This is a genomic window from Streptomyces griseobrunneus (assembly GCF_046713465.1).
Lineage (GTDB): Bacteria > Actinomycetota > Actinomycetes > Streptomycetales > Streptomycetaceae > Streptomyces > Streptomyces microflavus.
In genome coordinates this window covers 6,670,911-6,689,233 of the sequence record NZ_CP177080.1, presented here as the reverse complement: position 1 = coordinate 6,689,233, position 18,323 = coordinate 6,670,911, and the positions used below count along the sequence as shown (strand labels likewise).

The 18,323-nt window shown below is 69.2% G+C and carries 17 protein-coding genes and 1 pseudogene; 4 read left to right on the top strand and 14 right to left on the bottom strand.

Annotated features, from left to right (window positions below; genetic code table 11):
* Positions 1–7: 7 nt before the first annotated feature.
* The 4 genes from ACK8N7_RS30455 to ACK8N7_RS30440 form a co-directional block, all read right to left on the bottom strand.
* Entirely contained in the window at positions 8–379 is a 372-nt protein-coding gene (locus ACK8N7_RS30455) for an FKBP-type peptidyl-prolyl cis-trans isomerase (protein ID WP_391461973.1), read from the bottom strand.
* 43 nt (positions 380–422) lie between these two features.
* Entirely contained in the window at positions 423–1,361 is a 939-nt protein-coding gene (locus ACK8N7_RS30450; protein ID WP_403211953.1) for an FKBP-type peptidyl-prolyl cis-trans isomerase, read from the bottom strand.
* Positions 1,362–1,489: 128 nt separating this feature from the next.
* Positions 1,490–2,851: a Pup--protein ligase gene (pafA, locus tag ACK8N7_RS30445; protein WP_214961680.1), complete on the bottom strand. Its 1,362-nt coding sequence runs from the start codon at positions 2,849–2,851 to the stop codon at positions 1,490–1,492.
* Between the two features lie 9 nt (positions 2,852–2,860).
* Entirely contained in the window at positions 2,861–4,120 is a 1,260-nt protein-coding gene (locus ACK8N7_RS30440; protein WP_403211950.1) for an MFS transporter, read from the bottom strand.
* A gap of 131 nt (positions 4,121–4,251) precedes the next feature.
* Here ACK8N7_RS30440 and ACK8N7_RS30435 point away from each other — a divergent pair, with 131 nt between their 5' ends.
* Positions 4,252–5,283 (top strand): LacI family DNA-binding transcriptional regulator, encoded by a 1,032-nt coding sequence (locus tag ACK8N7_RS30435; RefSeq protein ID WP_500444593.1) that lies wholly within the window; start codon positions 4,252–4,254, stop codon positions 5,281–5,283.
* Between the two features lie 47 nt (positions 5,284–5,330).
* Here the strand turns inward: ACK8N7_RS30435 and prcA are convergent, their stop codons facing one another.
* From prcA to arc, 6 genes and pseudogenes are all read right to left on the bottom strand, one after another.
* On the bottom strand, positions 5,331–6,134 hold the full coding sequence (gene prcA / locus ACK8N7_RS30430; protein WP_500444592.1) for a proteasome subunit alpha: 804 nt from the start codon (positions 6,132–6,134) through the stop codon (positions 5,331–5,333).
* Between the two features lie 57 nt (positions 6,135–6,191).
* On the bottom strand, positions 6,192–7,037 hold the full coding sequence (prcB, locus tag ACK8N7_RS30425; protein ID WP_403211944.1) for a proteasome subunit beta: 846 nt from the start codon (positions 7,035–7,037) through the stop codon (positions 6,192–6,194).
* Positions 6,989–7,175, bottom strand: a pseudogene (locus ACK8N7_RS30420) (endonuclease domain-containing protein); the annotation flags it as partial. The pseudogene ACK8N7_RS30420 and the gene prcB, both read right to left, overlap by 49 nt.
* A 153-nt stretch (positions 7,176–7,328) precedes the next feature.
* Entirely contained in the window at positions 7,329–7,547 is a 219-nt protein-coding gene (locus ACK8N7_RS30415; protein WP_031123725.1) for a ubiquitin-like protein Pup, read from the bottom strand.
* Between the two features lie 129 nt (positions 7,548–7,676).
* A complete protein-coding gene (gene dop, locus ACK8N7_RS30410) occupies positions 7,677–9,188 on the bottom strand; it encodes a depupylase/deamidase Dop (RefSeq protein ID WP_403211942.1) in 1,512 nt (503 codons plus the stop codon).
* Positions 9,189–9,422: 234 nt separating this feature from the next.
* The gene (arc, locus tag ACK8N7_RS30405) at positions 9,423–11,189 is read right to left on the bottom strand and encodes a proteasome ATPase (RefSeq protein ID WP_403211940.1); all 1,767 of its coding nucleotides are present in this window, start codon (positions 11,187–11,189) and stop codon (positions 9,423–9,425) included.
* Positions 11,190–11,430: 241 nt separating this feature from the next.
* Here arc and ACK8N7_RS30400 point away from each other — a divergent pair, with 241 nt between their 5' ends.
* A complete protein-coding gene (locus ACK8N7_RS30400) occupies positions 11,431–11,742 on the top strand; it encodes a ferredoxin (protein ID WP_403211938.1) in 312 nt (103 codons plus the stop codon).
* 19 nt (positions 11,743–11,761) lie between these two features.
* On the opposite strand, the gene ACK8N7_RS30395 is transcribed toward ACK8N7_RS30400, so the two are convergent.
* From ACK8N7_RS30395 to ACK8N7_RS30385, 3 genes are all read right to left on the bottom strand, one after another.
* On the bottom strand, positions 11,762–12,343 hold the full coding sequence (locus ACK8N7_RS30395; RefSeq protein ID WP_500445872.1) for a hypothetical protein: 582 nt from the start codon (positions 12,341–12,343) through the stop codon (positions 11,762–11,764).
* A 161-nt stretch (positions 12,344–12,504) separates the two neighbouring features.
* The gene (locus tag ACK8N7_RS30390) at positions 12,505–13,416 is read right to left on the bottom strand and encodes a tRNA (adenine-N1)-methyltransferase (RefSeq protein ID WP_366389759.1); all 912 of its coding nucleotides are present in this window, start codon (positions 13,414–13,416) and stop codon (positions 12,505–12,507) included.
* 59 nt (positions 13,417–13,475) lie between these two features.
* Positions 13,476–14,726, bottom strand: a complete 1,251-nt coding sequence (locus ACK8N7_RS30385) for a site-2 protease family protein (RefSeq protein WP_403211936.1) — start codon at positions 14,724–14,726, stop codon at positions 13,476–13,478.
* A gap of 177 nt (positions 14,727–14,903) precedes the next feature.
* Between ACK8N7_RS30385 and ACK8N7_RS30380 the strand changes: the two genes are divergently transcribed.
* Positions 14,904–15,749: a RecB family exonuclease gene (locus tag ACK8N7_RS30380; RefSeq protein WP_500445870.1), complete on the top strand. Its 846-nt coding sequence runs from the start codon at positions 14,904–14,906 to the stop codon at positions 15,747–15,749.
* A gap of 9 nt (positions 15,750–15,758) precedes the next feature.
* Positions 15,759–16,430, top strand: coding sequence for a response regulator (locus ACK8N7_RS30375; protein WP_015607521.1), 672 nt, complete (start codon positions 15,759–15,761; stop codon positions 16,428–16,430).
* A gap of 87 nt (positions 16,431–16,517) precedes the next feature.
* Here the strand turns inward: ACK8N7_RS30375 and ACK8N7_RS30370 are convergent, their stop codons facing one another.
* Positions 16,518–18,113, bottom strand: coding sequence for an ABC transporter substrate-binding protein (locus ACK8N7_RS30370; protein ID WP_403211934.1), 1,596 nt, complete (start codon positions 18,111–18,113; stop codon positions 16,518–16,520).
* Between the last annotated feature and the right edge of the window lie 210 nt (positions 18,114–18,323).

The following is an 18,323-nucleotide window of genomic DNA, read 5'->3' as shown; positions in this document are numbered from 1 at the left end:
GAAATGATCAGACCGAGACCAGGTCGCAGACGAAGATCAGCGTCTCGCCCGGGGCGATCGCGCTGCCGGCGCCGCGGTCGCCGTAGGCGAGGTTCGCGGGGATGGTCAGCTGGCGGCGGCCGCCGACCTTCATGCCCTGCACGCCCTGGTCCCAGCCGGCGATGACCTGGCCGGCGCCGAGGTTGAAGGCCAGCGGCGTACCGCGGTTCCAGGAGGCGTCGAACTCCTCGCCGGTGGAGAAGGCCACGCCCACGTAGTGGACCTTGACCTGGTCGCCGGCCTTGGCGACGGGGCCGTCGCCCTCCCAGATGTCCTTGATCTCCAGGTCGGCCGGCGGCTCGCCACCCGGGAAGTCGATCTCGGGCTTCTCGATGCTCACTGAACTGCTCCTCTAAATGATGAACTGGGCAACCGGGACAGTCTTACATCTTGGCCAGGACGTCCACGGCGAAGACCAGCGTGGAGTTCTTCGGGATGGCCTGCTGCTGCTGGTCGCCGAAGGCCTGGTCCGGCGGGATCACGAGGAGCACCCGGCTGCCGACCTTCTTGCCGATCAGGCCGTCCTTGAGTCCCTTGAGGGTGACCTGGGCCAGCGGGAAGGTCTGCGTCTTGCCCTGGGCGTAGGTGCTGTCGAACTCCTTGGCCCCCTTCCACACCAGACCGACGTAGTTCACGACGACGCTGTCGCTCTCCTTGATGACCTCACCGTCGGACTCCAGGATGTAGTTGGAGGCCAGCTTCTTCGGCGGGTCGTTCTTGGGGATGGTGACCTTCGGCGCCTTGCCGTCGTCGTTGGTGCCGACCTTGGGCAGGTCGATGTTGTCCTGGGCGACCTCGGTGCCCTTGGCGGAGGCCGGGATCTGGGTGGCCTTCAGGATGTCGACGACGAACACGAGGGTGGCGTTCGGCTTGATGTCGCCCTGGCCCTGCTCGCCGTAGCCGAGCTCCGGCGGGATGACCAGCTGGACGCGGCTGCCGACCTTCTGGCCGACGAGACCCTTGTCCCAGCCCTGGATGACCATGCCCGCGCCGAGCGTCAGATCGAACGGCTGCTTGCGGTCGAAGCTGTTGTCGAACGGCTTGTCGGAGTCCCACGACTGACCGAGGTAGTTGACCTGGATCGCGTCGCCGTTCTTGAGCTTCGCACCGTCGCCCTCACTGATGACCTCGGTCTTCAGCTCCTTGGGCGGTTCTCCCTTGCCCTTGGAGAGGGTGGGCTTCTCGCCGAACTTCGCGCCTGCGGTGATCGCGGGCACGCCGTTCTTGGACGAGGCGGAGTCGGAGGCCTTGTCGTCGCTGCCGCAGGCCACTGCCGACAGCAGCAGGAGGGGGGCGACGAGAAGGCCGGCAATTCGGCGCACTGGTTCCTCAGATCTCAGGGGGCACTGTGGTTGAGTCCGACCACTCTAGGCCGTGGACAGGGCCCCGTACGAGGAACGTACGGGGCCCTGTCACGCGACAGCCGGCCGAGAGGTACCCCCGGAGCGGCTCACATGCCCGCGATCAGCTTCTCCACTCGCTCGTCAACTGAACGGAACGGGTCCTTGCAGAGCACCGTGCGCTGCGCCTGGTCGTTGAGCTTGAGGTGGACCCAGTCCACGGTGAAGTCCCGCCGCTGCTCCTGGGCCCTGCGGATGAAGTCGCCGCGCAGCCTCGCCCGGGTGGTCTGCGGGGGCACGGACTTGCCCTCGAAGATCTTCAGGTCGTTGCAGATGCGGGCGGTCTGGCCCTTCCTCTCCAGGAGGTAGAACAGACCGCGGCGACGGTGGATGTCGTGGTAGGCGAGGTCTATCTGGGCGACCCGCGGGTTCGACATGGTCATGTTGTGCTTGGCCCGGTACCGCTCGATGAGCTTGTACTTCATGACCCAGTCGATCTCGGTGTCGATCCGGTCGAGGTCCTCGGCCTCGATGGCGTCGAGCGTGCGGCCCCACAGCTCCAGGACCTGGTCGACGGTGCCGGTGCGGATGCCCCGGCGCTCGACGAAGTCCACGGCCTTCTCGTAGTACTCCCGCTGGACCTCGATGGCCGAGGCCTCGCGGCCGCTGGCCAGACGCACCTTGCGCCGGCCGGTGAGGTCGTGGCTGACCTCGCGGATGGCCCGGATCGGGTTCTCCAGGGTCAGGTCGCGCATCACCGTGCCCGCCTCGATCATGCGGAGCACCAGGTCGGTGGCGCCGACCTTGAGCAGCATGGTCGTCTCGGACATGTTCGAGTCACCGACGATGACGTGGAGGCGGCGGTACCGCTCCGCGTCGGCGTGCGGTTCGTCCCGGGTGTTGATGATCGGCCGGGAGCGCGTGGTCGCGGAGCTGACGCCCTCCCAGATGTGCTCGGCACGCTGGCTGACGCAGTAGACGGCTCCGCGCGGGGTCTGGAGCACCTTGCCCGCACCGCAGATGAGCTGACGCGTGACGAGGAAGGGGATGAGGATGTCCGCGAGCCGGGAGAATTCTCCGTGCCGGGCCACGAGGTAGTTCTCGTGGCATCCGTAGGAGTTTCCCGCCGAGTCGGTGTTGTTCTTGAAGAGATAGACGTCGCCCGCGATTCCCTCCTCGTGCAGGCGGCGTTCGGCGTCGACGAGCAGGCCTTCGAGAATGCGCTCGCCCGCCTTGTCGTGCGTGACCAGTTCGGTCACGTCGTCGCATTCGGGGGTTGCATATTCCGGATGCGATCCCACGTCGAGGTAGAGGCGGGCGCCGTTCCGCAGAAAGACATTGCTGCTGCGGCCCCATGACACAACACGGCGGAAGAGGTAGCGCGCCACTTCGTCAGGTGACAGTCGGCGCTGTCCCCTGAACGTGCACGTGACGCCGTACTCGTTCTCCAGCCCGAAAATGCGGCGGTCCATGACTGAACATTACGCCTTACGGCCGGTGCTGAAACCGGGTTCGACAGCACCGTTTCGATCATTTTCCGATCCCGTCACGACGACGGGGTCATGTACGGGAGCTGCGAGGACGTTCCCGGTGGCCAGCAGGACCACCAGGGCGAGCACTCCGCCGACACCCGCCACGCCGAAGCTCCAGGCGGTCGAGCCGAGCTCGACGGCCGGTCCCGCGACGGCTGTTCCGGCTGCCGCGCCGACGCCGAAGGTGGTGACGAGCCAGGAGAACGCCTCGGTCACCGTGCCGCGCGGGGCGTGCCGGTCCACCACGATGAACGAGCACGCGATGGCCGGGGCGAGGAAGACACCGGCCAGGGCGGCGAGAGCGGTCATGGCGGGGACCGAAGGGGTGAGCATCAACGGCAGGTAGCCGAGCGCCAGGAGGCCGACGATGACGCGCAGCCGCCGCTCGGGCGCCCCGGCCCACTGCCGCGCCCCGTAGCCCAGGCCCCCGATCAGGGCTCCGAGGCCGAGCGCGGCCATCAGCCAGCCGTACACCGACTCGCGGCCGTGGTCGTCCGCGTAGGCCACACCGGCCACCGTGATGGAGCCGAGCGCGAGCCCGACGAAGAAGAACGCGCCGAGCAGGGCGAGGAGTCCGGGCGAGCGCAGGGCGCCGAGCCAGTGCGCCTCGCGGGGTGCGGAGCGCCAGGTGCGCGAGGGCTCCGACAGGACGACCGACAACGCGCCCAGGACGCCGATGGCGTTGATGACGAGCAGGGCGGCGGACGGGGACCAGAGCGAGACGAGGACCGTCACCAGGAGCGGCCCGACCGTGAACATGATCTCCTGCGCCACGGCGTCCATGGCGTACGCCCGGTGCACCTGGTCCTCGCGCTTCAGCACGCTGGGCCACAGGGCCCGCAGCCCGCCCTCCAGGGGCGGTGTGGCGACTCCGGCGACGACGACGGCCGCGTAGGCCAGCGGGAGCGAGCCGAGGCCCGCGAGGGCCAGCAGGGCCATGCCGAGCGCGGAGAGCACGGCGGCGGGGAGCTGGACGCGCGGCTGCCCGTAGACGTCGACCGCCCGGCCCAGCAACGGCTGCCCGACGGCGGTGGCCAGCCCGTACGCGGCGGCCAGGGCGCCGGCCAGGGTGTAGCTGCCCCCCTCGGCGCGGGTGAACAGCACGATCGCGATGTGGGCGGTGCCGTTGGGCAGCCGCCCCACCAGGGTGCCCGTCAGCAGCCGGGCGGCATGCCGCTCCCGGAGGATGTCCAGATATCCCGCGGCCATTCCCGCCCCTTTCCGCCGGACGACTGCCGCCACCCGAGGTTTTACGTATAACGTCGAGGCTCATACGTACCATGTGCGCAGCCCGCGGGTCCACCTCGCGGCATCACGGAACATCCCGCACGGAGGCCCGAGTGACCGACTCGCACCAGCCCGTCCCGCCCCGGCCCACCAGCCGCGACGTGGCCCGAGCGGCGGGTGTCTCGCAGGCGACGGTCTCGCTCGTGCTCGGCGGGAAGTGGCCGGGCAGGGTGTCCGAGGCCACGGCGCAGCGGGTCCGGGAGTGCGCGGCGGAGCTCGGCTACCGGCCCAATCTGGCCGCCCGCAACCTGCGGCTCGGCCGCACCAGGACCGCGCTGCTGGTGGTCCCGGCGCTCACCAACGAGTTCTTCGCCCGGGTCTACACCGGGGCCGCCGCCGTCGCCGCCGAGCACGACTTCGGGGTGGTGCTCTACCCCTCACCGGACGGCACCGGACCGGCCCGGGACCCGTTCGCCTCGGCCCGTGCCGCCCTGGACGGGGTGATCGCCTCCTCCATGGCCTCCGACGCCCTGAGCGCCCTGCACGGGGCCGAGCTGCCGCTGGTGATGCTGGACAGCGACCCGGCCGGGACGGACGCGGCGGCCCATGTGAACCTGGACATCGCCGACGGCATGCGCCAGGTGACGGACCATCTGCTGGGCCTCGGCCACCGCAGTTTCGTCCATCTGGCGTCCGCCGTGGACACCTGGACGTTCGCGGTCCGGGCGCAGGCGCTGCGGGAGGCGGTGGGCGCGGTGCGGGGTGCCGAGATGCGTACGGTACGGGCCCCGCTCGACGTAGGGGCCGGACGGGAGGCCACCGAGCAGGCGCTGGCCGTCGCCGGGGAGCGGCCCACCGCGATCGTCTGCGACGACGACATCCTGGCGGCCGGCGCCTGCAAGGCGGCCCGCCGGCTCGGGCTGCGGGTGCCGGACGACCTCTCGGTCACCGGCTTCGACGACCTCGCCCTGGCCACCGCCGTCGAACCGGAGCTCACCACCGTGCAGCTGCCCGCCGAGCAGGTCGGGGAGCGGGGCATGGCGGCGCTGCTCGCAGTGCTGGAGGGCCGCCCCGCCGAGCCGGGCGGACTGCCGGTCCGGCTGGTCGTACGCGGCTCCACCGGGCCGCCCGCCGCCCGGGCATGACCGTGCCCCCGGGCTGGGGGCCCGGGGGCACGCCGAGTCGCGGGCGCCTACTCCTCCGTGGAACCGGGCGCGGTGCCGGTGGAGGTGCCGGTGGAGGTGGAGTCGGTCTCCTCGATGTCGGACGGGGCGTCCGTCGGCGTGGTGCCCGCCGCGTCCGCGTCGAGCAGCCGGGTCAGCTGGCGGCCGACGATCCGCTTGAACTTGCGCTGCTGGGGCCGCGTACGGTCCAGCACCGCGACTTCGAGACGCTCGGCGGGAATCTCCCGCTCCCCGCCGCCCGGCTCCCGGGAGAGCGCCTGGACGGCCAGCTTGAGCGCCTCGGCGAGCGTCATGCCGTCGCGGTGGCGCTGGTCCAGGAAGCTGCTGATCTGCTCGGCGTTGCCGCCGACCGCGACCGAGCCGTGCTCGTCCACGATCGAACCGTCGTGCGGCAGCCGGTAGATCTGGTCGCCCTCGGCCGCTGAGCCGACCTCGGCGACGACCAGCTCCACCTCGTACGGCTTCTCGGCCGCGCTGGAGAAGATGGTGCCGAGCGTCTGTGCGTAGACGTTGGCCAGCCCACGGGCCGTCACATCGTCCCGGTCGTAGGTGTATCCGCGCAGATCGGCGTAGCGGACTCCGCCGATCCGGAGGTTCTCGTACTCGTTGTACTTGCCGGCGGCCGCGAAGCCGATCCGGTCATAGATCTCGCTGAACTTGTGCAGCGCACGGGACGGGTTCTCGCCGACGAACACAATGCCGTCGGCATACTGCAGCACAACGAGGCTGCGACCACGGGCGATGCCCTTCCGGGCGTATTCCGCCCGGTCGGCCATGGCCTGCTGGGGTGAGACATAGAACGGCGTCGACACCGGCTATCCGTCCCTTTCTGTCAGTGACGAGTGCGTCGGGGGAGGCTGGAGTCCTGCTCAGAGCAGCGCGGCGCGCGGGCCGTCGGGCTGCTCCAGCCGGCGTTCCAGGATGGAGCGCGCGATGTCGGCGGACTCCTGGTCACCCAGCCTCCGGAAGCCTTCGTCGGTGATCACGGTGACGATCGGGTAGATCCGGCGGGCCACGTCCGGACCGCCGGTCGCCGAGTCGTCGTCCGCGGCGTCGTACAGCGCCTGCACGACCAGGGTGAGGGCCTGCTCCTCCGTCAGATCCTCGCGGTAGAGCTTCTTCATAGCGTTGCGGGCGAAGATCGACCCGGAACCGGTGGAGGCGTAGCCGGTCTCCTCGGAGCGGCCGCCGGTGACGTCGTAGGAGAAGATGCGGCCCTTCTCGCGGTCGACGTCGTAGCCCGCGAAGAGGGGCACCACGGCGAGGCCCTGCATGGCCATGGCCAGGTTGCTGCGGATCATGGTGGAGAGCCGGTTTGCCTTGCCCTCCAGGGAGAGCTGGGCGCCCTCGACCTTTTCGAAGTGCTCCAGCTCCAGCTGGAAGAGCTTGACCATCTCCACGGCCAGTCCGGCGGTGCCGGCGATGCCCACCGCCGAGTACTCGTCGGCCGGGAAGACCTTCTCGATGTCGCGCTGCGCGATCATGTTGCCCATGGTGGCGCGCCGGTCACCGGCCAGGACGACGCCACCGGGGAAGGACGCCGCGACGATGGTCGTCCCGTGCGGTGCCTCGATGGCCCCCTGGAGCGGCGGTAGGACCCGGTTGCCCGGGAGCATCTCGGGCGACTGGTCGGACAGGAAGTCCATGAACGAGGACGAACCCGGCGTCAGGAAGGCAGCTGGTAGACGCCCGGTGCTACGAGTGTTGGCTTCCACGCGTTTCCCTCCAGGTATGCGATGGCCCTGCGCAAGAGAGTCAGGATCATCCCCCAACTTGCCGATGGCCGAATTGCAGTTGAAGCAACGTACGCCACGGACCCTACCCGCCCGGGGGCGGTGATCCACATGTTCGGCGGAGGGATCTGCGACGATCCCGCGCCCGCGAACCGGAGGGGCTCCACCGGTTGGCGAGCGGGGTGACGGCGCACGCCGTGGCGGTCGCCGTCACCCCGTCTCCCCCGAGTACCGCGGTCGCCCGGAACGCTACCGGGCGTTCACATTCATGAACTACTGTCCACCCTTTTGAACGAAGGAGCGGACGAAGTCCTCGGCGTTCTCTTCGAGGACGTCGTCGATCTCGTCCAGCACCGAGTCGACATCGTCGCTCAGCTTCTCCTGGCGCTCCGCAAGGTCCTCGGAGGCCTGCGCGTCCTGCGTCTGCTCCTCGGTCTCCTCGGTGGAACGCGTCGCCTTCTGCTGTCCGCCGCCGGTGTCCTTGGTCGCCATGTAGCTCACCCCGCTCGGTTCGAAGCAATCGAAGCTCTTGATCAGACCCTACCCACGAGGCCCGACATTTGGCCCGGTAGTTGTTCAACGTCCGGGTCTCGGTTGATTGATTCCCAGCCCGGACACCTTTCAGCCGCCCGACAGCACCCGGACCAGCTCCTCCGCCGTACGACAGCGGTCGAGCAGGTCCTTGACGTGCTCCTTGGTGCCGCGCAGCGGCTCCAGCGTGGGCACCCGCTGGAGCGAGTCGCGGTCCGGCAGATCGAAGATGACCGAGTCCCAGGAGGCGGCCGCCACGTCGTCGGCGTACTGCTCCAGACAGCGGCCCCGGAAATAGGCCCTGGTGTCCTCCGGAGGCTTCGTACGGGCCCTGGTGACGTCGTCCTCGTCCAGCAGCCGCTTCATCTTCCCGCGGGCCGCCAGACGGTTGTAGAGGCCCTTGTCGGGGCGTACGTCCGCGTACTGGAGGTCGACCAGGTGGAGCCGGGGGGCGTCCCAGTCCAGCGAGTCGCGGCGGCGGTAGCCCTCCATGAGCTCCCGCTTGGCGATCCAGTCCAGCTCCCCGGACAGACTCATCGGATCGGTCTCCAGCCGGTTGAGCGTGTCCTCCCAGCGGGTCAGGATGTCCTTGGTCTGCTCGTCGGCGTCGGCGCCGTACCGCTCGTCGACATACTTGCGGGCCAGCTCGAAGTACTCCATCTGGAGCTGTACGGCGGTGAGCGTCCGGCCGTTACGGAGCGTGATGAGCTGCCTGAGCTCCGGGTCGTGCGAGACCTGGTGCAACGTGCGTACGGGCTGGTCGACGGCGAGGTCGACGTTGATGAAGGCGTCCTCGATCATGGACAGCACCAGGGATGTGGTGCCGAGCTTCAGGTAGGTCGAGATCTCCGAGAGGTTGGCGTCGCCGATGATCACATGGAGCCGGCGGTACTTCTCCGCGTCGGAGTGCGGCTCGTCCCGGGTGTTGATGATGGGGCGCTTGAGGGTCGTCTCCAGGCCGACCTCGACCTCGAAGTAGTCGGCGCGCTGGCTGATCTGGAAGCCGTGCTCATGGCCGTCCTGGCCGATGCCGACCCGCCCCGCGCCGGTGACGACCTGGCGGGAGACGAAGAACGGCGTCAGATGGCGCACGATGTCCGAGAACGGGGTCTCCCGCTGCATCAGATAGTTCTCGTGCGTGCCGTAGGAGGCGCCCTTGTTGTCGGTGTTGTTCTTGTAGAGGTGGATCGGCTGGGCGCCGGGGATGGCGGCCGCCCGTTCGGCGGCCTCGGCCATGATCCGTTCGCCGGCCTTGTCCCAGAGCACCGCGTCGAGCGGGTTGGTGATCTCCGGTGAGCTGTATTCGGGGTGCGCGTGGTCGACGTAGAGCCGGGCACCGTTGGTGAGGATGACATTGGCCAGGCCGATGTCCTCGTCGGTGAGCTGGCTGGAGTCGGCGGTCTCACGGGCGAGGTCGAAGCCTCGCGCGTCGCGCAGCGGATTCTCCTCCTCGAAGTCCCAGCGGGCGCGTCGGGCCCGGTGCATCGCCGCCGCGTAGGCGTTGACGATCTGGGACGAGGTGAGCATGGCATTGGCGTTGGGGTGGCCGGGGACGGAGATCCCGTACTCCGTCTCGATGCCCATTACTCGCCGTACGGTCATGCGGCCCTCCTTGCCCGGCGTCGGTCCCGTCCGGGAGCGACGCTCAAGTACCGCTGTTTGTCCGGTGCGTATGCGGTGCCCGTCACCGCACTGCGCGACTCGGCGGTACCGCAGAGCCTAGAGCGCCTCTGCGCCGGTGGGGAGATCAATTACGACATTGTTCCGGCATGGCCGGAACGGGGGAAAACGACCGGCTGCGGATGCCCCTCCAGGCATCCGCAGCCGGTCGGCGTATTACAGGTACTGGCCGGTATTGGCCACCGTATCGATGGAGCGACCGGTGTCCGCGCCCTGCTTTCCGGTGACGAGTGTGCGGATGAAGACGATCCGCTCACCCTTCTTGCCGGAAATCCTGGCCCAGTCGTCCGGGTTGGTGGTGTTGGGCAGGTCCTCGTTCTCCTTGAACTCATCCACACATGCCTGGAGGAGATGGGAGACGCGCAGACCCTTCTGGCCGTGTTCCAGGAATGCCTTGATGGCCATTTTCTTTGCCCGGTCGACGATGTTCTGAATCATCGCGCCGGAGTTGAAGTCCTTGAAGTAAAGGACTTCCTTGTCGCCGTTGGCGTACGTGACCTCGAGGAAGCGGTTCTCCTCGGACTCCGTGTACATCCGCTCCACGACGGACTGGATCATGGCGTGGGCGGCGGCCGGCCGGGAGCCGGTGTGCTCGGCCAGATCGTCCGCGTGCAGCGGGAGCGACGGGGTCAGGTACTTCGCGAAGATGTCCTTCGCGGCCTCGGCGTCCGGACGCTCGATCTTGATCTTCACATCGAGTCGGCCGGGTCGCAGGATGGCGGGGTCGATCATGTCCTCGCGGTTGGAGGCGCCGATGACGATGACGTTCTCCAGGCCCTCCACACCGTCGATCTCGGCGAGCAGCTGCGGGACGATGGTGTTCTCCACGTCCGAGCTGACGCCGCTGCCGCGGGTGCGGAAGAGGGATTCCATCTCGTCGAAGAAGACGATGACGGGGGTACCCTCGCTCGCCTTCTCCCGGGCACGCTGGAAGACCAGGCGGATGTGCCGCTCGGTCTCGCCGACGTACTTGTTGAGGAGCTCGGGGCCCTTGATATTGAGGAAGTAGCTCTTCCCCGTGGGCTGCCCGGTCACCTCGGCGACCTTCTTGGCGAGCGAATTGGCGACGGCCTTGGCGATGAGCGTCTTGCCGCAGCCGGGCGGACCATAGAGCAGGATGCCCTTCGGCGGTCGCAGTTCGTGTTCCTTGAAGAGGTCGGGGTGGAGGTAGGGGAGCTCGACCGCGTCGCGGATCAGCTCGATCTGGTCGCCCAGACCGCCGATCTTGTCGTAGTCGATGTCCGGAACCTCTTCGAGGACGAGCTCCTCGACCTCGCTCTTGGGGACCACCTCGTAGACGTATCCGGACCTGGAGTCGAGCAGCAGGGCGTCCCCCGAGCGGATGGTGATGTCCAGCAGGGGCTCGGCGAGCCGTACCACCCTCTCCTCGTCGGTGTGCCCGACCACCAGGGCGCGCTCGCCGTCCTCAAGGATCTCCTTGAGGGTGACGATGTCCCCGGCCCGTTCGAACTCCATGGCCTCGACCACGTTGAGCGCTTCGTTGAGCATGACCTCCTGGCCTCGCCGGAGGTCCTCGAGCTCGACGCTGGGGCTGACGTTCACCCGGAGCTTTCGGCCCCCGGTGAAGATGTCGCAGGTGCCGTCCTCGTTGGCCTGCAGGAAGACACCGAAGCCGGCCGGCGGCTGTGCGAGCCGGTCGACCTCCTCCTTGAGGGCCACGATCTGGTCACGCGCCTCACGGAGCGTGTTGGCGAGCCGCTCGTTCTGTGCGGACACGCCTGCCAGACTCGTCTGCAACTCGACGATCCGCTCTTCGAGAATCCTCGTATGACGCGGAGAGTCGGCGAGCTTACGTCGCAGGACGGCGATTTCCTGCTCGAGATAGGCAACCTGGCCGGCCGGGTCTTCTGACCCTCGCGCGGGCCGGATGCCGCGGTTGATGTCGTCGTCGTGGGCTGCCACGGTCCTCACCTCCTCCATGGGGAGCTGGACGCTTCCTGACCCTACCTGGGTGGGTGGTGATTGAAACCCCTAGATCACAAAGACTGCGGGGTGTGTCCGATCTTCACCCTTGCGCTCTCCCTCACGTCAAGGGAATACCCACCCTTCGGCATCGGAAAGCCGCCGGTTGTATCGTCGAAGCGTTCAACACCCGTCAGGGCTGGCTCCAATGGGTTCGATACGCAGGGAACGGCAGGACCACATGACCGTGCAGCAGGACGCGCCGGGCGACGGTGACACGCAGGACCTGGAGGTCTGGATCGACCAGGACCTCTGTACGGGGGACGGCATCTGCGTGCAGTACGCGCCGGAGGTCTTCGAGCTGGACATCGACGGTCTGGCGTATGTGAAGAGCGGCGACGACGAGCTCCTCCAGAACCCGGGGGCGACCACTCCGGTGCCGCTGCCGCTCCTCCAGGACGTGGTCGATTCGGCCAAGGAGTGCCCCGGGGACTGCATCCACGTGCGGCGCGTGAAGGACAGCGTCGAGGTGTACGGGCCGGACGCGGCCTGATCGCGGGGGCGGCGCCCTCTCAGACGGCGCGCGCCAGGTCTCCCGAGGTACGGACGAAGGCGTTGCCCTTCCACCGCCAGGAGGCCTGTTCCTCCTGGTCGGGGCAGCAGCGGGGCACTTCCAGGGAGGAGTAGCCGAGCAGGGTCGCCGAGACGCGCCCCTCGCTCACGGCGAACTCCCCCACGGTCTTCTTGTCGGCGGGGTCCACCAGGGTCGCCACGACCCGGGGTGCGGCCCCGCTTCCCTGTGTCAGGACGTAGATGCCGCTCGGCGGGGTGCCGGAGCCCGCGTCGCAGTGCACCACGGCGACGGTTTCCGGCCGCCCGTCGCCGTCGAGGTCTCCGGGCGCCTGCTTGGCCACGGTGGTCCCGGCCCCGCCGCACTCCAGGGGGAAATCCACCCCGGCCGGGTCCGGAGCGGCCGGGGGCGCGCCCTGCTGGGTCGTGGTCCGCTGCTCGGGGGCCGTGGCGGTGGCGGTGGCCGTACCGGGCTGGAGCAGTCCGGCCGCGGCGACGACGCCGGCCATGGCCGCGGCCGTGGCGAGCCAGTGCACCGGCTTCGTGGCGGTGTGCGCGAGGTCCGGGAGCGCGGAGGTCTGCACGCGGTGTGTCTCCATGTGGTTCGTGGGAGCCCGGGGAGGGGGCGGGGGCACCCCCGAGGGGTGGCCAGCATCGTGCCACACCTCACACGCATGGGGAACGGCGGGGTGTGCGCCGGTTTCACCGCGGGGGCGCGTGGGGCGGCGCCGGTACGTTGGGCGGATCAGCCGCGGGAGGCGGCGGAGCCGCTCTGGCTGCCCGGTCCGTCGTAGTCCTCGCCGTAGGCACCCTTGGAGGGGCGGCGGCGGCGCAGCGGCGGCTCGACGCCGTCCGCGAGCCGGCGGGCGGTGACCAGGAAGCCGGTGTGGCCGATCATCCGGTGGTCGGGGCGCACGGCCAGGCCCTCGACGTGCCAGTTGCGGATCATCGACTCCCAGGGCTGCGGTTCGGCGAAGCAGCCGATCTCGCGGATGGACTCGACGGTGCGCGAGAGCTGGGTGGTGGTGGCGACGTAGGCGCAGAGGATGCCGCCGGGCACCAGGGCCTTTGAGACGGCCTCCAGGCACTCCCAGGGGGCGAGCATGTCCAGCACGACGCGGTCGACGTCGGTGTCGGAGAGGTTGTCCTGGAGGTCCCCGACGGTCAGCTGCCAGGCGGGGTGCGGCGAACCGAAGTAGCGCTCGACGTTCTGCTGGGCGATCTCGGCGAAGTCCTCGCGGCGCTCGTAGGAGTGCAGCATGCCCTGCTCACCGATGGCGCGCAGCAGGAAGGTGGAGAGCGAGCCGGATCCGACCCCGGCCTCCACGACGCGGGCGCCGGGGAAGATGTCGGCGAAGGCCAGGATCTGCCCCGCGTCCTTGGGGTAGACCACGGCGGCGCCGCGGGGCATGGACAGGACGTAGTCGGGGAGCAGGGGGCGCAGCGCGAGATAGGCGACGTTCCCCGTGGTTCGGACAACACTGCCCTCGGGAGCACCGATCAGCTCGTCGTGCGGGAAAGAACCCTTGTGGGTGTGGAAGTTCTTTCCGGCTTCGAGCGTGAAGGTGTAGTGGCGTCCCTTGGGGTCGGTGAGCTGGACCTGGTCCCCGACCTTGAAGGGCCCACGTCGGCGGGCGGCACCGGTCGGTTCAGACATGTGACCAGCGTACCGGTGTTTCCCGGACCGCCGACCGCCTGCCCTCGGGGCGAAGGGGCCTATGCCTCGGGGCGGGCCATGGCCTTGACGAAGGCGCGCTCCACGTCGGCGGTGGAGAGGACTCCGTAGATCTCGCCCGTCTCCTCGACGACCAGGTACTCGGTGGCCGGGGTGGCCTTGAGCCGGTCCAGGAGGGCTTCTCCGGCGAGCTCGGCGGGGACCTTCATGCCGTCGGTGAGGTCCTGGGCGAGGCCGCTGACGGCGACCCAGGGGCGGCGGTGTTCGGGGACGCCGACGATGGCGGCCTCGCGGACGACGCCCTTGGGGTTGCCCTGTCCGTCGACGACGACCAGGGCGCGGGCCCCTGCCTCGTTGGCCCGGCGCAGGGCCTCGGAGAGGGGGGTGGCGGACTCGACGGGGACTGCGCGCCGGGTGAGGGTGCGGGCCCGCAGGTCGGGGAGGTGTTCGCGGAGCCGGGCCATGCGCAGGCTGTTCCCGGCGCCGGTCCAGATGATGCCGGCGAGGATCGCGGCGAGCAGGGCGTCCATGACGGTCTCGACCCCGCCGATGCCCTCGTTGCCGCTGCCGAGCGCCCCGGTGTGGGTGAGCAGCGGGAGCCCGATGAGGACGACTACGGCGAGGCCCCGGCCGACCCAGGCGGCGGCGATGGTGCCGCTCATGGGCTTGCCGGTGATCTTCCAAACGATGGCGCGGAGCATCCGGCCGCCGTCGAGGGGCAGGCCGGGCAGCAGGTTGAAGGCGGCCACGATGAGGTTGGAGATCATCAGCCCGGCGAGCAGGACGCCGGGGACGGTGCCGGGCTCGACGAACTGCATCGCGCCGTAGAAGACACCGCCGAGGACGAGGGAGAGGAGGGGGCCGACGAAGGCGAGGACGAACTCGCGGCCGGGGGTCTCGGTCTCCTTCTCGATCTCGGAGACGCCGCCGAAGAACTGGAGCTGGATGCGGCGGACGGGCAGCTTGTACCGCAGGGCGGCGACCGTGTGGGCCAGTTCGTGGACGAGTACGGAGGCGTAGAAGGCGATCGCGAAGAAGAGGGCGACGAGATAGCGGGCGCCGCCGAGCTCGGGCAGGACCCGGTCGAGCTGGCCGCCGAAGACCCAGGTGATCAGTGCGGCGACGACGAACCAGCTGGGCGCGACGTACACGGGCACACCGAAGGGGCGGCCCATGAGCAGGCCACCGCCCGGGTCGGCGGGGCGTTTCGGCTTGCCGCCGTCGGGGGCGGCGGCGGGGCCCGTTCCCCCTGCGCCGGGCTGCGGCCGCCCGCTGTCGCCGCTCTCGTCCACGTGGTCCCTTCGGTTCGGTGCGTGGCCTGCGCCACGATCATGCAGTCTGCGAGGGTCTGCGGTCGATGGTATGCCGCTGACTGTCAGTGGCGGGCCGTAGGGTCTGGAGACATGACTTCCGTGCCCCGGCCGCCGCAGCCGCCTTCGTCCCTGTCGCCGTCGCGGGCGAGCGATTTCATGCAGTGCCCTCTGCTCTACCGCTTCCGGGTCATCGACAAACTGCCGGAGAAGCCCAGCGAGGCGGCTACCCGCGGCACGCTGGTCCATGCGGTGCTGGAGCGGCTCTTCGACGCCCCGGCGGCGGACCGTACGGCACCGCGGGCGCGGGCGTTGATTCCCGGCCAGTGGGACCGGCTGCTGGAGTCGAAGCCGGAGCTGACCGAGCTGTTCGCCGGGGACACCGAGGGCGAGCGGCTGTCGCGCTGGCTGGGCGAGGCGGAGCGGCTGGTGGAGCGGTGGTTCTCGCTGGAGGACCCGACGCGGCTGGAGCCGGCCGAGCGTGAGCTGTTCGTCGAGACGGAGCTGGAGTCGGGGCTGCGGCTGCGCGGGGTGATCGACCGGATCGATGTGGCGCCGACCGGTGACGTCCGGATCGTCGACTACAAGACGGGGAAGGCGCCGCGGCCGGAGTATGCCGAGGGTCCGTTGTTCCAGATGAAGTTCTACGCGCTGGTGATCTGGCGGCTGAAGGGGATCGTGCCGCGCCGGCTCCAGCTGGTCTATCTGGGCAGCGGCGATGTGCTGACGTACGACCCGGTGGTGGCGGATCTGGAGCGGGTGGAGCGCAAGCTCCTCGCGCTGTGGGAGGCGATCGCGCTGGCGACGGAGACCGGCGACTGGCGTCCGCGTCCGACGAAGCTGTGCGGGTGGTGCGACCACCAGGCGGTGTGTCCGGAATTCGGCGGGACTCCCCCGGTATACCCGCTGTCGGTACGCCCGGCGGGGCCGGGCGAGGATGACCAGGGCACAATGGGCCCCGTCCGGGCCGAGGCCGGCCGAACAGTGGCTCTTGAGGGCCTGTGAGGAGTTTCCGTGGCGATCCGCGTCCTACTGGTCGATGACCAGCCGCTGCTGCGCACCGGTTTCCGGATGATTCTGGAGGCCGAGGGCGATCTGGCGGTGGTCGGTGAGGCCGGTGACGGTCTGCAGGCCATCGACCAGGTGCGGGCGCTCCAGCCCGATGTGGTGCTGATGGACATCCGGATGCCGCGGATGGACGGGGTGGAGGCGACCCGCCAGATCTCCGGCCCCGGGAAGGACGGTCCGGCGAAGGTGCTGGTGCTGACCACGTTCGATCTCGACGAGTACGTGGTGGAGGCGCTGCGGGCGGGGGCGAGCGGCTTCCTGCTGAAGGACGCTCCGGCCAACGAGCTGGTCCAGGCGATCCGGGTGGTGGCGGCGGGCGAGGCGATGCTCGCCCCGAGCATCACGCGCCGGCTGCTCGACAAGTACGCGGACCATCTGCCGTCCGGCGAGGACCCGGTCCCGGACGCCCTGCACACGCTGACGGACCGTGAGGTGGAGGTCCTGAAGCTGGTGGCGCGCGGCCTGTCCAACGCGGAGATCGCGGCGGATCTGTTCGTCAGTGAGACGACGGTCAAGACGCATGTGGGCCATGTGCTCACGAAGCTTGGCCTGCGCGACCGGGTGCAGGCCGCGGTGTACGCGTACGAGAGCGGCCTGGTGCGCCCCGGCGCGCAGTAGGTGCCGTGGACGAAGCCGTCCGGCCCGCTCCGGTCCTGTGCGCAGGACGGGGCGGGCCGGACGGCTTTCGCGGTTCCGGGCCGGCTGTCAGGCGGTCTTGTTGAGCTCCCAGAGCTGGAGTTCGGAGGTGGCGCTGACGGACCGCTCGACCCCGGCGACCCCGCTGCGGGAGGCCACGTACTGCTTGCCCTGCCAGATCGGCAGGACGGGCACGTCGTCGGCGACGATCTCCTGGAGCTTCTCGTAGGTCGTGGCGGCGGCACTGCGGTCGGCCACCCGGCGCGACGCCGGGATGAGGACGTTCTGCGCTTCCCGCGACCGGTAGGGGGAGTTGAGGAAGTTGTTCTTGTCCAGGAACGGGGCGGTGTAGTTGTCCGGGTCCGGGAAGTCGGGGAACCAGCCCATGCCGTAGGCCGCGTAGTCGCCGCGCTTCTGCTCCGGCCGGTACTTCGACCACTCCTTGCCCTGCACGTCGACGTCGAAGAGGCCCGAGCCGTTCAGCTGTGCCTGGAGCGCCTTGAACTCCTTGGCGGTGGCGGAGCCGTAGTGGTCGTTGGTGTAGTGCAGGGTGAACTTGACCGGCGTCTTGATCCCGGCGTCCTTGAGGGTCTTCGCGGCCTTGGCCGCGCTGGGCTCGCCGTACTTGTTGAAGAAGGCGTTGGTGTGCCCGGTGATGCTGGAGGGGATCAGCGAGTAGAGCGGCTCGGCGGTGGTGCCGTACACCTTGCCCGCGATCTCGCCCCGGTCGATGAGCTGCGCCACGGCCTGCCGTACGGCCTTGCTGACCACGGGGTCCTTGGTGTTGAAGCCGAGGTAGCTGATGGCGAGGCCGGGCATCTCGGTGAGCTCGATGCCTTCCTTCGGCTTCACGAGCATGTCGCGGGCCTGCTCGGGCGACATGGCCCGGGTCATCATGTGGATCTTCTTCTCCTCCAGCGCCTTGCCCATGGCCTCGGCGTCGGGGAAGAGGTCCATGTCGACCTTGTCGTTGAGGACCTTCAACTCGCCCTTGTAGGAGGGGTTCTTGGTGAAGGTGATCCGGGTGACCCGGCCGTCCTCGGTCTGCGGCTTCATGGTGTACGGCCCCGAGCCGTCGACCTGGAAGCCGTCGCGCGCCTCCTTCGCCGGGTACTTCCCCTTGGGGACGATGCCGGCGGCGGGGGTGGCGAGCTTGTACGGGAAGGTGGCGTCGGGCGTGTTCAGGTGGAAGATCACCTGGTTGTCGCCCTTGGTCTCGATCGTGTCGATGTTGGCGAGGAGCCCGACCGGCCCGCTGTCGGAGTTGATGTCGATGACGCGCTGGATGGAGAACTTCACATCCTCGGCGGTGACGGGGGTGCCGTCGGCGAACTTCAGGCCCGCGCGCAGGGTGCAGCGGTAGCTCTCGTTCGCGTTGTCCGTGAAGGTGCAGCTTCGGGCGGCCTCGGGCACCGGCTCGCCGCCGCCGCCGGGCACGGTGGTCAGGGTCTGCACGGTCTGCCGCAGGACGTTCCAGACGCCTGCCTCGTACCCGATGGCCGGGTCGAGAGGAGCGGGGTTCTCCTCGGAGGCCACGAGCTGGTCCGTGGTGCCGACGACGATGGCGTTGGAGCCACCGGCGCCGCTGTCCGTGCTGCCGCAGGCGGCGAGCACGGGGGCGAGCAGGCCGACGACGGCCGGCAGCACCAGGGTCTTGCGGTTCATACGGGCGTTCTCCCTCATCACGGTGGGTGAGGAATCAAAGTTAGTAGCCGCCGGTGGCCGCTCCGACCGCGCTCGGAGCGGCTTGCCCTGCCCCGGCGTTCGAAGGGGGCGATATTTGATCGCCATTCCGGACAGATCAACCGATCACGGCAGGTCACAGGCGGCTTCTGGGTGAGGAAGGTCACCCGTCCGACCTCTTCACATATGCGG

Bases quoted from the DNA above. Each gene is read 5' to 3' on its own strand.
- ACK8N7_RS30400 (WP_403211938.1), top strand. From the start codon at position 11,431: ATGACCGTGCAGCAGGACGCGCCGGGCGACGGTGACACGCAGGACCTG.
- ACK8N7_RS30380 (WP_500445870.1), top strand. From the start codon at position 14,904: ATGCAGTGCCCTCTGCTCTACCGCTTCCGGGTCATCGACAAACTGCCG.
- dop (WP_403211942.1), bottom strand. From the start codon at position 9,188: ATGACCGTACGGCGAGTAATGGGCATCGAGACGGAGTACGGGATCTCC.
- ACK8N7_RS30390 (WP_366389759.1), bottom strand. From the start codon at position 13,416: ATGTCTGAACCGACCGGTGCCGCCCGCCGACGTGGGCCCTTCAAGGTC.
- pafA (WP_214961680.1), bottom strand. From the start codon at position 2,851: ATGGACCGCCGCATTTTCGGGCTGGAGAACGAGTACGGCGTCACGTGC.
- ACK8N7_RS30415 (WP_031123725.1), bottom strand. From the start codon at position 7,547: ATGGCGACCAAGGACACCGGCGGCGGACAGCAGAAGGCGACGCGTTCC.
- ACK8N7_RS30440 (WP_403211950.1), bottom strand. From the start codon at position 4,120: ATGGCCGCGGGATATCTGGACATCCTCCGGGAGCGGCATGCCGCCCGG.
- ACK8N7_RS30370 (WP_403211934.1), bottom strand. From the start codon at position 18,113: ATGAACCGCAAGACCCTGGTGCTGCCGGCCGTCGTCGGCCTGCTCGCC.